Raw genomic sequence first — 14,720 nt, 5'->3', positions numbered from 1 at the left:
TACATTAAATGTACATTGTTACAATCCATTTTCTCTGATAATAATGCCACATTTTGTCATATTTGAATATGGATTAGTGAGATAAATTATGAGTAAACCAACTTTAGAAATGATTAATAGTCGTCCCGACGATGCAACGTTATTAGCGGATGAAGCAAAATACTGTTCATTTGGTGATACCGTGCATTATGTTGAACCACCAAAGATTTTTGATGGTTGTGAAGGTAGTTACATGTATGATAAAGAAGGTAAAGCCTTCCTTGATTTACAAATGTGGTACTCTGCTTGTAACTTTGGTTATGCTAATGAGCGTTTAAATAACGTACTTAAAAAGCAAATCGATACTTTACCGCAATGTGCTAGCCAGTATTTACATCCAACTAAAATCGAATTAGCAAAAACAATTGCTCAAGGTATGGAACAGCGATTTGGTTACCAAGGACGAGTTCATTTTAATGTTGGTGGTTCACAATGTATTGAAGATTCATTAAAAGTCGTTCGTAATGCTACTGGTGGTAAATCTCTGATGTTTGCATTTCAAGGTGGTTACCATGGTCGTACTTTGGGTGCATCTTCAATTACTTCGAGCTACCGTTACCGTCGTCGTTATGGTCATTTTGGTGATCGTGCAATGTTTGTACCATTCCCATATCCGTTCCGTCGTCCAAAAGGAATGACAGCAGAAGAATATGGTGAACACTTAGTTGCTGAGTTTGCACGTTTATTTGAAACTGAATATCACGGTGTATGGGATCCAAAAGTCGGACAAGCAGAATATGCTGCATTTTATGCCGAACCATTACAAGCAACGGGTGGTTATATTGTTCCTCCTCGTAATTACTTTAAAGGTCTGAAAAAAGTTTTAGATCAATATGGTATTTTATTAGTTGTTGATGAAATTCAAATGGGCTTTTATCGTACTGGTAAATTATGGTCAATTGAACATTTTGATGTTAAACCTGATGTGGTGGTATTTGCGAAAGCATTAACTAATGGTTTAAATCCATTAGGTGGTTTATGGGCTCGTGAAGAGTTAATCAATCCAGAAGTATTCCCAGTTGGCTCAACCCACTCTACGTTTGCTTCAAATCCTTTAGGTACCGCAGTTGGCCTAGAAGTATTAAAAATGACTTCTGAAACAGATTACGAAAAAATGGTAATGGATAGCGGTGCATATTTCCTTGAAGGATTAAAAACACTTGAGAAGAAACATAAAGAAATAGGCGAAGTTGATGGCCTAGGTCTTGCACTTCGTGCTGAAATTTGTACCGAAGATGGATTTACAGCTAACAAAGCATTAGTTGATAAAATGGTAGATATTGGTATGTCAGGTGATCTTGATTGGAAAGGTAACAAAATGGGCTTAGTGCTTGATATTGGGGGTTATTACAAAAATGTTATCACTTTTGCACCTTCATTACATATTACTCGTCAAGAGATTGATCAAGGTATTGAACTACTTGATCAATTAATTACTCGAGCTAAAAAAGAACTTTAAGTCTTAAATCAAAATAATCCCGCTAATATCAATTAGCGGGAATTTCAGATCATTTATAGAAAGTTATGCGATATATCAATCAATTAGAACCTAATGAATTAATCAACAATTTTCTTTCTCATCCTCCGCGAGAGTTTACTAGCTGGATGAGTGAAGACGGTATACCTGCTTTTTCCGCTAAGTTTGATTTGCTCATAACTGCTGATGATGATTTTAAACATAAAGTTCATAAATTGCCTTTTTATAAAAAATGGAGGCATTGGTTACAACCAAAAACATGCTTTGTGGGTACAACCGTTTCAGAATATAGTTTATTGACTAATAAAATCGATGCGCATCAATTAGCTGACAATGTTAAGGCAGCTTATACAAAGAAATATCCATTTGTTATTGTTAAAGATTTGCCATCCGATTCACCTCTGCTTAGTAAGCAGGATAATCAATATTCTAAACAGATTATTGGTTCCTTAAAAGAACGGGGTTTTATTGAAGTTGATGGACAAGCTTTAGCTTGGGTTCCAATTGATTTTGAGTCGATCGATGATTTTTTTGCAAAATTATCATATAGTCGTCGTAAAAATTTAAGAAGAAAACTAAAATCCCGTGAAAAATTGGAGATTAACATCTTACAAACTGGTGATGATTGTTTTTTTGATGAGGCGACTCTTGATCTATATTATCAACTTTATCTGAATGTATATGAGCAGAGTGAAGTACATTTTGATTTATTAACTAAGCCATTTTTCACCCAATTACTGCAAAGCAAATCCTCAAATGGACGTATTTTTACTTATCATCATAATGGACAATTAATTGGTTATAACATCTGTTTTGTAGTGAACAATGTTTTAATCGATAAATACATAGGAATGGTTTATCCTCAAGCAAGAGAATTAAACCTCTATTTTGTTAGTTGGTTTGTTAATCTTGAATATGCATTACAACAAAAACTTAGTAATTATGTTGCAGGTTGGACTGATCCAGAAGTTAAAGCTTCTTTAGGTGCTAGTTTTACCTTAACTAAACACTTAGTTTACATACGAAATCCTTTATTAAGGGCAGTTTTGCGTAGATTAATTGGCCATTTCGAAACTGATAAGGAGAAAGTAGCATGACATCGCTAGTTATCCTTAACTTTGATCAAAGTGTAGGTGAAATTGATAATGCTAAAACGATTGATTTTACTCAGTGGCAAGATGTCATTCGCTTTGGTTGTAGTACAAAAAAATTCCAAAACTTTAAAAAGGTATTACAACAATCATTACCAGAAAGCTATGGTACGGTATTAATGGGTAGCGGTGATTACCACCATATTTCGTTATTACTTATTGAGCAGCTAGCTAAGCAATATACAGAAGAAAATCCCATTGAAGTAGTTATTTTCGACAACCATCCAGATAACATGCGTTATCTGTTTGGCATTCACTGTGGATCATGGGTTAGCTATGTGGCTAGTTTACCTTTTGTTAGCCATGTACATGTATTAGGAATTACATCACATGATATTGGCTTATGGCATTGTTGGGAAAATAGATGGTCACCATTGTTTCATAAAAAACTGACTTATTGGAGCATGGATGTTAATGTCTCTTGGGCTAAGAAAATTGGTTTAAGTCATGCTTTTCGCTATTTTGATACGCCGGATGATCTTATTACTCAGTTTCTATCTGAACAATACCGTAACTCTAAACCAATATATCTATCGATAGATAAAGATGCCTTAAGTGAAGAAGTTATTCATACCAATTGGGACCAAGGAAAACTACAAACCTATCATTTATTAGATACTATTACATCTATTAAGCCCAGGATTATCGGTAGTGATATCACGGGCGAATTATCGATATGGCAGCCTAAAAATTGGTTTAAGAGATTACTAAGTTCACTGGACAAACAGCCCGAAATATCATTAGAAAAGTTAAATGATTGGCAACAAGAACAACATCAACTTAATTTAATATTATTAAAAGCTTTAAAAACCTAGCATTCAAGAACTGATATAGTTTGCCAGGTTTTTAATCCTTATCTTGAAGTTATTTAGAACGATGATGAGTATCTTTCTTCGCAAGTTTACTTTCTGCTAGTGCTAAAAACAAAATCCCTGAAACAATCAATATAGTTCCAATTAACTTAAATAAAGTGATAGGTTCATTAAATAGCCAAACTGAAGCAATCATTACGGTAACAACTTCAAAATGTGAAGCTGCAAAAGCAGGTCCTACAGGCGCTTTTTTTAATAAAGTCATCCAAGTAAAGAAAGTAAAAATGTAGCCAGCTATTGATACATAGATCCAATGACCGGAAAATACCCTAACTATCCATTCAACGCTCATCGAAAGTGGCTGGGCATGTTCGGCAGCCAATTTAAAGCTACATTGTGCAATCGTATCAAACATTAATAATACGGTAAAACCAATTAAATAGAACTTAGCCATATTAAGATAACCCCACAAAGATCACACCAGCAGTAATTAAAGACATGCCAATAACACGATATACCGTCAGTAATTCTTTAAATAGAATCCGACCTACTAACATGATAGTAATGATATTAAATGAGGCGAGCAATACACCTTGGGAAAGTGGAACTAAAGTTAAAAAAGCTAACCACAGTAAAAATTCGGCAATGTAAGATGATATTCCTATCCAAATCCAATGATTTTTGGCGAGATCTAACCAATAGTACCATCCATCTCTATTGGTAGGTGATATTGCAGCATATTTAAAAGCAACTTGTCCTAAGGTATCAAAACAAATATTACTAACCCAAAGAAAAATAACTAAGGATGACATTATGCTTAAGTTCCTTCTGCCAGATTATTAAAAAACGAAGCGCACTCTTTAATTACTTCACGGCGTTGGCTATCAATAGTAATTAAATGATAACTATCATTTAATACAACTAATCGTTTTGGACCAGAAACATGCTTCTCAACTAATTTTGCATTAGTTTCAATATTGGCAATATCGTCATTACCTGAATGCATAATTAAACAAGGTGACGTAACTTTTGGTAATTCTTGGCGAACATGTTTTGCCAATAATTGCATTTCTGCTAATGCAGGAAATGGATTTCCAGCAAGTCCAGCGGATGCAGCATCGCCACTTAACATGCTTTCTGATACCACCGCTCGGATACGCTCATCTTTAAGACCATAAGGCGGTTTTTCAATAAAAGAGACTTTTTGAAAAATACCAAGTTTTTTAAAATAGACCAATAAAAAGAAAAACTTTTTAGCCCAAAATGGCATACTCCAACCATCATAATAAAATGTAGGTGCTAGAACACCAACACCTTTAACTTGATTTGGACGATCTGCAGCAAGTTTCAACGCCAAAAGGGCGCCCATTGATAAACCTGCGACAAAAAGGTTGTCTACATGTTTAGCTAAATAATCAGCACCATCTTGAACGCTTTTATACCAATCTTGCCAAGTTGTTTTACATAGATCTGCTTCAGTACCACAGTGACCTGCCAATTGTATTGCATAAACAGTAAATCCTGCTTTATGTAAACCATTGGCTAAAATACGCATTTCATTTGGTGTGCCAGTTAAACCATGAATTAATAGCACTCCATTTTTATTTCCTGGTAAAAAATAAGATAAATCTTCAATTGTACTCATTATTGTTCCTTTATTTCACCATCATGACTGGAATTAGTGATTGCTCTGCTTGTTTTAAAGCCTCTGTTACATCAGCAAAATTAACAATAGCAGTGTGCTTAATGTTATTTTTTTCACAGTAATTGATCAGCTTATCTTTAGCAAAAACCAGATCGACATGATGTGAAACGCAAAAATCAGAAGTACCATCACCAACATACAATATTTGAGGAAAATGTTGCTGTTGTTTTACATGATTGCATTTGCAATTACCACTTTGTTTTATACAATCCTTATTAGCGTAAGGAAACTCAAGGCGCCAACTTCTGTGATTATCATGCAATAGTTTATTAGCATAAATAGGTAAATGTTCAATACCATGACGCTTTAATACAAATTGGATAGCATAATCTAAACCATCACTAACTACATGAACTGGTATATGTTTTTTTTCGGTATACTTAATGAATGATTTAAAGCTAGAATCAATTTCAATTTTTGCCAATGCTTGATTAAGCTCCTCTAAGCTTGCGTCCATTAAGGCAATCTGTTTACTCATACACTCTTGAGAACCAATTTTACCACTAACCCACAACTCTTCGAGCTCATCACAGCCATCTTGGCCGAACTGACTAAGTAAAGTATCAGTTACATCTTTAACACTAATTGTGCCATCAAAATCACACAAAATAATAGGGTTGTGATAGCGAGTGTAAGATGGTTGAAAAAGATGATTAGTAATTGATGAAAAAGTATTCATATTCCAAGTAAAAATTGCTAGTTATAGATATTGGCGACAATTTTCTCACAAAGTGGTAGCTAACTTTGTTGGCTCTTTGTATATATTTTGTAACGAGGCTCTATTTGCCTGTATAATGAAGCATCTCGAAGTCCACTTTACGGTAAAGAGAATCAGAAATGAGTGAACGCATATTAATTATCGAAGATGATGAAAGATTAGCCAATTTAATACAAGTCTACCTAATCCGTCAAGGATATAGGGTCGATTGGCATAATAGTGGTGAAGGAGCAGAAGAAAAAATACAACAAATCAACCCTGATTTGGTTATTTTAGATGTAATGTTACCTGAAAAAACTGGATTTGATATCTGTCGAGATATACGTTCATGGTTCAGTAACTATATTCTTATAATGACGGCTAGCGAAGATAATATTGATGAAATCGTGGGATTAGAGTTAGGCGCTGATGATTATTTAGCTAAACCGGTTGAACCACGATTATTACTAGCTCGGATTCGAGCATTGCTACGCCGAAAACAAAATGAAACAGAAAAAGAAGGCCTAAAAGAGCAAATTGCTTTATTTAACAATAATACTTTAGCCTTTGAAAATTTAGTGATTGATGGTGAAAATCGTAAAGTGTTATTAGACGGGCATGAAATAGATTTAACGACTGCCGAATTTGACTTACTCTGGTTGTTAGCTAATAACGCAGGTAAGATTCTATCTCGAGACGATATATTTTCCCAAGTTAGAGGGATTGATTTTGACGGTAGCGATCGCTCAATTGATGCCCGAATTTCTCGGTTAAGACGTAAACTCCTTGATGATCCTGATAATCCTTCAAGAATTAAAACGGTTCGAGGAAAGGGGTATTTATTCATGCGCGAAGGGGAAAACCATTGAGACAGTTATTAGCTAAACCGCTATTTTTTAACCGCCGCATCGTCTTTTATCTAGTTATTTTACTTTCATTGCAATGTATTATCGCCTATGGTGCATTATTAGTGTTTGATTCACTACCTTCATCATTAACTGATATGCCAGATGATCATATCGTTTTTCGTGAATCACAACGAGGAACAGTCAACTTAATTCGCAAACATATTGATGAAAACAAACAGCGTCCACTGCAAACAGTAGTTGACGAGTTACAACCATATTTTGGTTATCCAATCAAAGTATTACCTGCAAATACAGAATTATCTCATTCTGTAAAAAAAGAACTTGAAAAACTTGATTTTGCTTATGATGGTGATGACGAAGTTGTCTATATCAATCTCAATGATGGTCATTTATTACAATTGGGGCCGATTCTAATGCGAGATATATTAGAATCAAATACCATGTCGTTGAGCGTTTTCCTTATTATTTGGGCATTATTTAGTGCCATAATCTTTTTTATATTAATCTATTTCGCGTTTAGTGCTGTATGGAAAGATCTGGTTAACATACGTCAAACCGCAGAACAACTTGGACAGGGCAATTTGAAAGCTCGAACGGAAAATGTGAAAGGCTGGTTATTCAAACCATTAGCCAATGTTTTAAATAATATGGGAACTCACATTGAACATCTTGTCAGTACTAACCAAACGATTTCGCATGCGATGGCACATGAACTACGAACCCCTCTTGCACGAATGCGATTTGAGTTAAGTATGCTTGAAGAATCAACAGACGAAGTAGAAAGATCTGATTTACAAAAAGGAATGAGTGATGATATAGATGAACTTGAAACTCTCATTAATGCTAGTTTGAATTATTTTAAAATGCAGCAAAGTAATATTGAATTAAACTTTACTACTGTATCGTTAAAACAATGGGGTGAAAAAGTTTGTCAGTCATTAGCACTATTTAAACCTAAGGGCTTTGAGCTCATTTGCCATAGCCAAGATGCTAAAGCTAAAATTGATATCAATTTGGCAGAAACTATTGTCAAAAATCTGCTACTTAATGCGTTTAAATATGCAGCCCATAAAGCAGTATTAAATATAACCAAACAAGATAACCGAGTTATTTTGGAAATTGATGATGATGGTGCAGGCATTCCTTTCGATTCTCGTGAAAAAATTTTTATGCCTTTTGCTCGCCTTGATACCAGTCGTACACGATCAACTGGTGGATATGGGTTAGGCTTAGCTTATGTAAAATTAATGGCAGAATTTCATGACGGTAAAGCATTCGTGGTTACTAGCCCACTAGGTGGTGCACGATTTGTTGTTTCGATAAAATCGGGTGAGGAATAAATTAAAGTTAAAATATCTGTTAAAATTATTTAGGAGTGTTATCCGTTTCAGGGTAATTATTTTTTTGGTAACTGAAATCTCATGTTTTAACGTTTCGAAAAAACAAAAAATTTGCTATATTCGTCGGTCAAAATGATAAAAGTGATAAATCTCATTTCTAAATTGGTCATGAGTAAACATATATAATCAGAGGTTTTTTTATGAGCGGTGATTTACCGACAGAGAACGAAACTCGTCCAAATAACTTTATTCGTCAAATTATTGATGCGGATCTTGCTGCGGGAAAATATAAAACAACGCATACTCGTTTTCCGCCTGAACCTAATGGCTACTTACATATTGGTCATGCAAAATCTATCTGTTTGAACTTCGGTATTGCCCAAGATTATCACGGTAAATGTAATTTACGGTTTGATGATACCAATCCAGCCAAAGAAGATATTGAATATGTTGAATCAATTAAAGAAGATGTCCGCTGGTTAGGATTCGAATGGGATGGTGAGATTTGCTATTCATCTGACTATTTTGACCGTTTGTATGAATATGCCATAGAGCTTATCAATAAAGGGTTAGCTTATGTAGACGAATTATCTCCTGAAGAAATTCGAGAGTATCGAGGCACCTTAACACAACCAGGTAAAAATAGCCCTTATCGTGATCGAAGCATAGAGGAAAATTTAGCATTATTCATCCAAATGAAAGAAGGTAAATTTGCTGAAGGTAAAGCTTGCTTAAGAGCGAAAATTGACATGGCTTCCCCTTTTATTGTTATGCGTGATCCAGTTTTATACCGTATTAAATTTGCCGAGCATCACCAAACTGGTAATAAATGGTGCATCTATCCGATGTATGATTTTACTCACTGTATTTCGGATGCTATTGAAAATATAACTCATTCACTTTGTACGCTTGAGTTCCAAGATAACCGTCGTTTATATGACTGGGTTTTAGATAATATTACTATTGAAGCTCGTCCTCATCAGTATGAGTTTTCTAGATTAAATCTAGAGTATGCTATTACCTCAAAACGTAAATTAACACAGCTGGTTGTTGAAAAAATTGTTGATGGTTGGAATGATCCTCGTATGCCAACTGTTTCAGGTTTACGCCGTCGAGGTTATACCCCAGCTTCAATTCGTGAATTTTGTCGTCGAATCGGGGTAACTAAACAAGAAAATACCGTTGAAATGAGTACACTTGAATTCTGTATTCGAGAAGATCTCAACGAAAATGCATCTCGAGCAATGGCGGTACTTGATCCGGTTAAAGTGGTAATTGAAAACTTTTCAGAAACACTTGATGAAGTCTTAAGTATGCCAAATCATCCTAACAGGCCAGAACTCGGGCATCGCGAAGTAACATTTACGCGTGAAATTTATATTGATCGAGCTGATTTTAGAGAAGAAGCTAATAAAAATTATAAGCGTTTAGTATTAGGTAAAGAAGTCCGTCTGCGTAATGCTTATGTGATACGCGCTGATCGTGTTGAAAAGGACACAGAAGGTAATATACAAACTATTTATTGTAGTTACGATCCGGCAACATTAAATAAAAATCCTGAAGATGGACGTAAAGTTAAAGGCGTTATTCATTGGGTATCAGCTAAGTATGGTAAACCTGCTGAAATTCGTCTTTATGATCGTTTATTTAGTACTCCAAATCCTGGTAGTGCGGAGGATTTCTTATCAACTATCAATCCAAATTCTTTAATTATTAAACAAGGATTTGTTGAGCCTAGTTTGCAAAAAGCCAAAGCCGAACAAGCTTATCAATTTGAACGTGAAGGTTATTTCTGTCTTGATAGTAAGTATGCGACAGAAGATAAATTAGTCTTTAATCGAACCGTAGGTTTAAGAGATAGCTGGAACGAAGCTTAATCATAGAGAAGCTTAATCATAGAATAAAAACGCCAACTTTAGTTGGCGTTTTTATTGTCATCTCTGGTGCGATATTATTCTACTTTTTTTACTTCTTTTAGTAATTTTATAGCTAAAAGCATTAAAAATAGTGCACCTGCTATTAAAGCCATCCAAATTAGCCATTTAGATAAATAAGATGATTTGTCTGAATTATCATCGGTTTGAGATAATACATTTTTGTTGCCTAGTTTTATTTTATCGCCTAAATGGGCCATAGGCACATCTTGTGCAGATATTGTATCAGACAGTAAAGCTTTTTCACTTAAAGATGCCGGTTTAGCATTTGCCGCCCCCCAAGCGAGAATAAAAGGTCCATTATTAGCACTGTTAAAGATAATACTCATCCGGTATAAATGAGCAGTAACATAGGGTGCTTGATCTAAAGACGCATTAATTGCTTTAATTTTTAATTGTTTAATATTTAAAGTTGAATTATTAATATTGATTGTTTGGCTTTGATTAGAGTCACTTATGCTTCGAAAAATAAAATCATCAAGTTTGTGCCATGTTTTATCATTATCATGGGTTTTATAAAAGATACTTGCAGGTAAGATTGTACGCTCATTTGGAAGTTTAACAGTAAGCTCTTTAATCGGTAGTGATGTAGGTAATTCATAAATTGCCTCTTGTTCATCAGCTGAAATTAAATTTAATTTGATCGGATAAAGTGCTCTTATTGGTGTTGCTTTTCTCGATGTGAATTCTACGCCTCTAATATTCGGCACTATTTGCTTGTCTGATTTTAATTGTAAAATCCAATAGGTAGATTTGAAATTCATACCCGAAGGTAAATCAATAGTATTAACATTTAATGATTGATTATTGTTATTATCCGTCAAAGACATTATTGGAACATTATCAATCGCAGTTTGCCATCTTTTTAAATCGCTACTATAAAGAAGGTTTGCAGTTGCCCTCCAATTTTGTGTTTTATCGAAATCGATAGATAAACGACTAAATGGTTGGCCAAGTTTAATCTCATTAGGAATTTCCAACAAGTATGTTGCCTGATACCCATCTGATTTATTGGTGCTATCAAAATTAATTTTTACATTCTTATTATTAATATTGATATTGTATTGACCAACTAGAGATTGATTTTTTTCATCTTGCCCATCTTCATTATCATTTTCATCCGTTTGAAGATTGTTATTTAACGTATAAACGGTAACTGGAAAAGTTTTATTTTCCTCATTTTCCTGATATACATTGACTAATGCAAATGGGACTGGTTGGCCTTTTTGATTGAAAACTCGAACATCATCTAATGTGCTAGATAATGCTTGAATATATACATCACGGGTTAGCTCAATTCGGTTATACATACTGCCACTGTCATTAAGTTCTATCATAGCGCCATAGGCATATTGATTTGTTTGATCAGCCGCATGACTTAATCCACTTATTAGCAAAAGCGAGCTTAATAAGATTTTTTTCATAACTTTTTATCCATTAGTTGAAATACTATTCAGCAATTCGTGGTTATTTCTGTTGTAAATAATTTAATTCTGTTCTTCCTGAATTTGCGAAATATTCGCTTAATATTTTAAATTGTTTTTTATCTTGATTGTTATTCATTTTCGACCAAGCTTTCATCATTCTGTTTTGGTGGTAAAGGTGCTAAATAACCAATTAATAACATTAACAACGCTACACCAATAAACGCAAAAGCTCTCAATAAACCGTCTATTTCTCGAATATCGACAAAAATCAGCTTAATAACAACAATGATTTGAATTAATTGGCCAGTAAACCATATTTTTCGGAGTGAAGCTCTGTGTCCAATCATAATCAAAATGACGGCGGTTAACATCCAAAGGAGTGATGCGGTCATTTGAACAATATTATTGTGCCATAAGATATATGAACTCCAGGTGATATCAAATGCTTGACTCAGGCAACGTAAAACAATACTGTTAAACCAAAGGAATGTTAATGTCATTAACAAGACTACAATCAAATTAGGTAGTGGTATTTTAAAGTTAGTAAAATTGGTTGTTTTATTTTCAATTTGCAAATAACCCATAGACAGTTTTAACCATACGCAGAGCATGATTAAACTAAAAATTGCACTTTCTTCAAGCGGGTTAATAATTGGGATATAAGGCCAATAGATAATTTGTCCATTCATACCAATACCCATAATCAAATAGTATACCATGTAACCAACAAGTGGTAGCAAACCGACTAACCAATAACTTTTTATTAATAAAAATGAAGTAATATATTGGCGTTTAATAAGAATATAGAATAGCAAAGTGATTCCACTTGCAATAGTAGCCCAAAGACTCCATTTTATTACCTCATACCCCCAAGGCAATTCATTAAATATATGTAGTATTTCGCGGGCCAGCCAAAGCAATATTAGCCAAAATAAACAAATATGTAATAAAATAAATAGATGCTTTATGTCAGTGTTACAATTTATTTGGTTTGTCTGTAATTTATATAGATAAGCATAACCACTGATGAAGGCTATAATCCAAGCTAAACTGAAATAGACATAGTTAGATAAATAATAACATGAGAGAGCTTCACTTCTTAGCAAACATGTTGCTAACACCACCCAAAGTAATATCATTCCATGACAAATAATATTCCAATTAATCTTTTTACCAATGAAGTACCATAACCAAAACGAAACAGTAAAACATAATACAATTAATGATGTTTCTAAACTGATTTGATTTAAGAATAACGGAATACTTAATAAAATCCAAAACATCCATATAACAACAGACATAGATACGCAAGATAATTTGATTAATCTTGTGATGTCATTTTTTTGCCCATAGTGGTGCCATAAACAAGCATTAACAAATAAAGTAATACTAGTAGTTCCTAAAAGTGAAGAGTACAGGATTGGCGTTAATTGATTGTGCTCCAAAGATATTAGTGAAGAAATAATACCTAACAACATGATTAATGTACCAAATAAAGCAGTACGGTAGTGTTTTTGTGAGAACATAATCCATGTAATAGCCGTTCCTTCAAACATCCACAATGAAGCTGTCCAATTGGCGCTAAGAGCAAGCGGAATTGATAATGTAATAAATGAAACACCAATAGCCAGCCAATATAACGATATTGTTTTAGCTAATGATTTCCATAAATGGAGAATAATATAGGCACCGACAAGATAGAATAATCCAAAACCAAGCGATGAAAATGCTGGGCCAAATTCCCATTGTTGGGTAATAGCATATTGCAATCCGAATCCGCATAAGGGAGCACCAAACAGTAATAGCAAATCAATAGTATTCTGGTTTTTTTCTTGATTATTGATGCTTCGGATTGATAACAATACCGCTAAAACACCGTAAATTACTAAATTGATAAGAATGAAGATTTGGCATTCAGTATAGAATTCTGGCGTAAAACTTTTTATTCCCCAAACTAGCGATACAACAAAAGTAAATATAAATCCCAATAGATTAAGAATTCTCCAAGATTGCGTAATACTGATTACCAAAATTGCTGTTGAAATCATTAAATAATAACTAAATAACGCAATATGATTACCGGAACCGTCGGATAGTAAAATTGGTGTTAGGTAACCACCAACACAGGCAATGATTGCCAAGCTCATTGCTCTTTGCAAGATGGCAAATATGATGCTGGTAGAACAAATCACAACTAAAACGGCAAAGGTGATTAAAGCAGGGACTAAGTCATATAACTTGAAGGCAGCAAAAATAGTCAGATATAAAATTGCAATAGCCCCACCTTGTAAAATAAGCGCGTAAATCTGGCGTTTAAGGCGCAATTTCCAGCCAATAGCCAATAAACCAATACCTAAAATCAGTGAACCTAAAACTCTAATTTCAGGTTTAAGATAATGATGATGATGTTCAATGCCGTATTTGAATAGATAAGACAGTCCCAAAAATAGAATTATAATCGCAATTTTAGTGATAATGTTGACTCTAATTAACCAATTAAACAATGCATAAGCAATACTTGGTTCATTATTACGAGAACGTTTATGGTATGATTCAAACGGATCGTATTTAGGTTGTGAAATCTCTAGTTGGTTATCAATTTGTTGATATTGTTCTGTGATTGGTTGTGTTTTGACTTCTGGCTGATCATGTTCAACACTCAAGGTATTTTCATCGGTTGTTGTTGAATCTGATTGCAGAGTAGTATCAACTAAAACGAGTTCATTTTTCTCATTAAGCACCAAACTTGAGAATGTTTCTTTTTGGTGAAGAAAAGGCTTTAATGGCTGTATTATTTCTGAAGTTAATGATTCTACATTGTTTTCTGTTATTTCTTCATTAGGTATGTTTTGTGTTGATTGAACCATGTCAGTTTTTTGTTCAATCTCTGTTTGGATAGCTTCGTCCTTAATTTCATGAGGATTATCTGTTACTAATTCTTCAGTTACTTTTGTTGTATTGCTTTCTTCTTCTACATATGTTTTATCTGATTGATAAAGTTGCTGTGTAAGAGATAAAAGATTTTTATGTAATTCTGTTATCTGGGTCTGTAAGACCGTAATTTGTTCCTTCAAATTAGCAAAATTGACAAATACCGCAATAAACAGCGCAATAATGAGGAAATAAAAAATGAATTCCACTCCACTTTCCTTATACTAAAAAATACTTACTACTTCAATATTTTTAAAAGTTGATAATACATATATATTTTTGTGAGTTGCAGTAAATCAATAATTATTCAATAAATCAACTATTTTTTTATTTAGCAT

The 14,720-nt window shown here is 33.9% G+C and carries 12 protein-coding genes; 6 read left to right on the top strand and 6 right to left on the bottom strand.

Going from position 1 to position 14,720, the window contains the following annotated elements:
* Positions 1-88 precede the first annotated feature (88 nt).
* The 3 genes from J3U00_RS07485 (at position 89) to J3U00_RS07475 (ending at position 3,482) form a co-directional block, all read left to right on the top strand.
* A complete protein-coding gene (locus J3U00_RS07485) occupies positions 89-1,498 on the top strand; it encodes an aspartate aminotransferase family protein (RefSeq protein ID WP_110422514.1) in 1,410 nt (469 codons plus the stop codon).
* 65 nt (positions 1,499-1,563) lie between these two features.
* Complete coding sequence (locus J3U00_RS07480) at positions 1,564-2,613, top strand: GNAT family N-acetyltransferase (RefSeq protein ID WP_267332055.1); 1,050 nt, start codon at positions 1,564-1,566, stop codon at positions 2,611-2,613.
* Positions 2,610-3,482: an arginase family protein gene (locus J3U00_RS07475; protein ID WP_267332054.1), complete on the top strand. Its 873-nt coding sequence runs from the start codon at positions 2,610-2,612 to the stop codon at positions 3,480-3,482. The genes J3U00_RS07480 and J3U00_RS07475 overlap by 4 nt, the downstream gene beginning before the upstream one ends.
* Positions 3,483-3,531: 49 nt before the next feature.
* Here J3U00_RS07475 and J3U00_RS07470 read toward each other — a convergent pair whose 3' ends face one another.
* The 4 genes from J3U00_RS07470 to J3U00_RS07455 are packed head-to-tail and all read right to left on the bottom strand — an operon-like array spanning position 3,532 to position 5,863.
* Complete coding sequence (locus J3U00_RS07470; protein WP_220225264.1) at positions 3,532-3,933, bottom strand: DMT family transporter; 402 nt, start codon at positions 3,931-3,933, stop codon at positions 3,532-3,534.
* Between the two features lies 1 nt (position 3,934).
* Entirely contained in the window at positions 3,935-4,291 is a 357-nt protein-coding gene (locus tag J3U00_RS07465; RefSeq protein WP_065562879.1) for an EamA family transporter, read from the bottom strand.
* A gap of 5 nt (positions 4,292-4,296) precedes the next feature.
* The gene (locus J3U00_RS07460; RefSeq protein WP_065562878.1) at positions 4,297-5,124 is read right to left on the bottom strand and encodes an alpha/beta hydrolase; all 828 of its coding nucleotides are present in this window, start codon (positions 5,122-5,124) and stop codon (positions 4,297-4,299) included.
* A 10-nt stretch (positions 5,125-5,134) separates the two neighbouring features.
* Positions 5,135-5,863, bottom strand: a complete 729-nt coding sequence (locus tag J3U00_RS07455) for an MtnX-like HAD-IB family phosphatase (RefSeq protein WP_065562877.1) — start codon at positions 5,861-5,863, stop codon at positions 5,135-5,137.
* 158 nt (positions 5,864-6,021) lie between these two features.
* Here J3U00_RS07455 and J3U00_RS07450 point away from each other — a divergent pair, with 158 nt between their 5' ends.
* From J3U00_RS07450 to glnS, 3 genes are all read left to right on the top strand, one after another.
* Positions 6,022-6,750 carry a winged helix-turn-helix domain-containing protein gene (locus J3U00_RS07450; RefSeq protein WP_065734928.1) on the top strand — a complete coding sequence of 243 codons (729 nt, stop codon included), beginning with the start codon at positions 6,022-6,024 and terminating at the stop codon, positions 6,748-6,750.
* Positions 6,747-8,090: an ATP-binding protein gene (locus J3U00_RS07445; RefSeq protein ID WP_267332053.1), complete on the top strand. Its 1,344-nt coding sequence runs from the start codon at positions 6,747-6,749 to the stop codon at positions 8,088-8,090. Before J3U00_RS07450 ends, J3U00_RS07445 begins: the two co-directional genes overlap by 4 nt.
* 200 nt (positions 8,091-8,290) lie before the next feature.
* The gene (gene glnS, locus J3U00_RS07440) at positions 8,291-9,967 is read left to right on the top strand and encodes a glutamine--tRNA ligase (RefSeq protein WP_267332052.1); all 1,677 of its coding nucleotides are present in this window, start codon (positions 8,291-8,293) and stop codon (positions 9,965-9,967) included.
* Between the two features lie 74 nt (positions 9,968-10,041).
* On the opposite strand, the gene J3U00_RS07435 is transcribed toward glnS, so the two are convergent.
* Together J3U00_RS07435 and J3U00_RS07430 are read right to left on the bottom strand one after the other, a co-directional pair.
* Positions 10,042-11,448 carry a DUF3999 family protein gene (locus tag J3U00_RS07435; protein ID WP_267332051.1) on the bottom strand — a complete coding sequence of 469 codons (1,407 nt, stop codon included), beginning with the start codon at positions 11,446-11,448 and terminating at the stop codon, positions 10,042-10,044.
* A 131-nt stretch (positions 11,449-11,579) separates the two neighbouring features.
* Positions 11,580-14,591, bottom strand: coding sequence for a DUF2339 domain-containing protein (locus J3U00_RS07430; RefSeq protein ID WP_267332050.1), 3,012 nt, complete (start codon positions 14,589-14,591; stop codon positions 11,580-11,582).
* Between the last annotated feature and the right edge of the window lie 129 nt (positions 14,592-14,720).

This window comes from Gilliamella sp. B3127 (genome assembly GCF_026536935.1).
In the GTDB taxonomy this organism is placed as follows: domain Bacteria; phylum Pseudomonadota; class Gammaproteobacteria; order Enterobacterales; family Orbaceae; genus Gilliamella; species Gilliamella apicola_E.
The sequence above is the reverse complement of the archived record's forward strand: the minus strand, read 5'-3'. Positions and strand labels throughout refer to the sequence as shown.

Coding starts and splice junctions, on each gene's coding strand:
- J3U00_RS07470 (WP_220225264.1), bottom strand. CDS start 3,933: ATGGCTAAGTTCTATTTAATTGGTTTTACCGTATTATTAATGTTTGAT.
- glnS (WP_267332052.1), top strand. CDS start 8,291: ATGAGCGGTGATTTACCGACAGAGAACGAAACTCGTCCAAATAACTTT.
- J3U00_RS07465 (WP_065562879.1), bottom strand. CDS start 4,291: ATGTCATCCTTAGTTATTTTTCTTTGGGTTAGTAATATTTGTTTTGAT.
- J3U00_RS07485 (WP_110422514.1), top strand. CDS start 89: ATGAGTAAACCAACTTTAGAAATGATTAATAGTCGTCCCGACGATGCA.
- J3U00_RS07480 (WP_267332055.1), top strand. CDS start 1,564: ATGCGATATATCAATCAATTAGAACCTAATGAATTAATCAACAATTTT.
- J3U00_RS07460 (WP_065562878.1), bottom strand. CDS start 5,124: ATGAGTACAATTGAAGATTTATCTTATTTTTTACCAGGAAATAAAAAT.
- J3U00_RS07450 (WP_065734928.1), top strand. CDS start 6,022: ATGAGTGAACGCATATTAATTATCGAAGATGATGAAAGATTAGCCAAT.
- J3U00_RS07475 (WP_267332054.1), top strand. CDS start 2,610: ATGACATCGCTAGTTATCCTTAACTTTGATCAAAGTGTAGGTGAAATT.
- J3U00_RS07435 (WP_267332051.1), bottom strand. CDS start 11,448: ATGAAAAAAATCTTATTAAGCTCGCTTTTGCTAATAAGTGGATTAAGT.
- J3U00_RS07455 (WP_065562877.1), bottom strand. CDS start 5,863: ATGAATACTTTTTCATCAATTACTAATCATCTTTTTCAACCATCTTAC.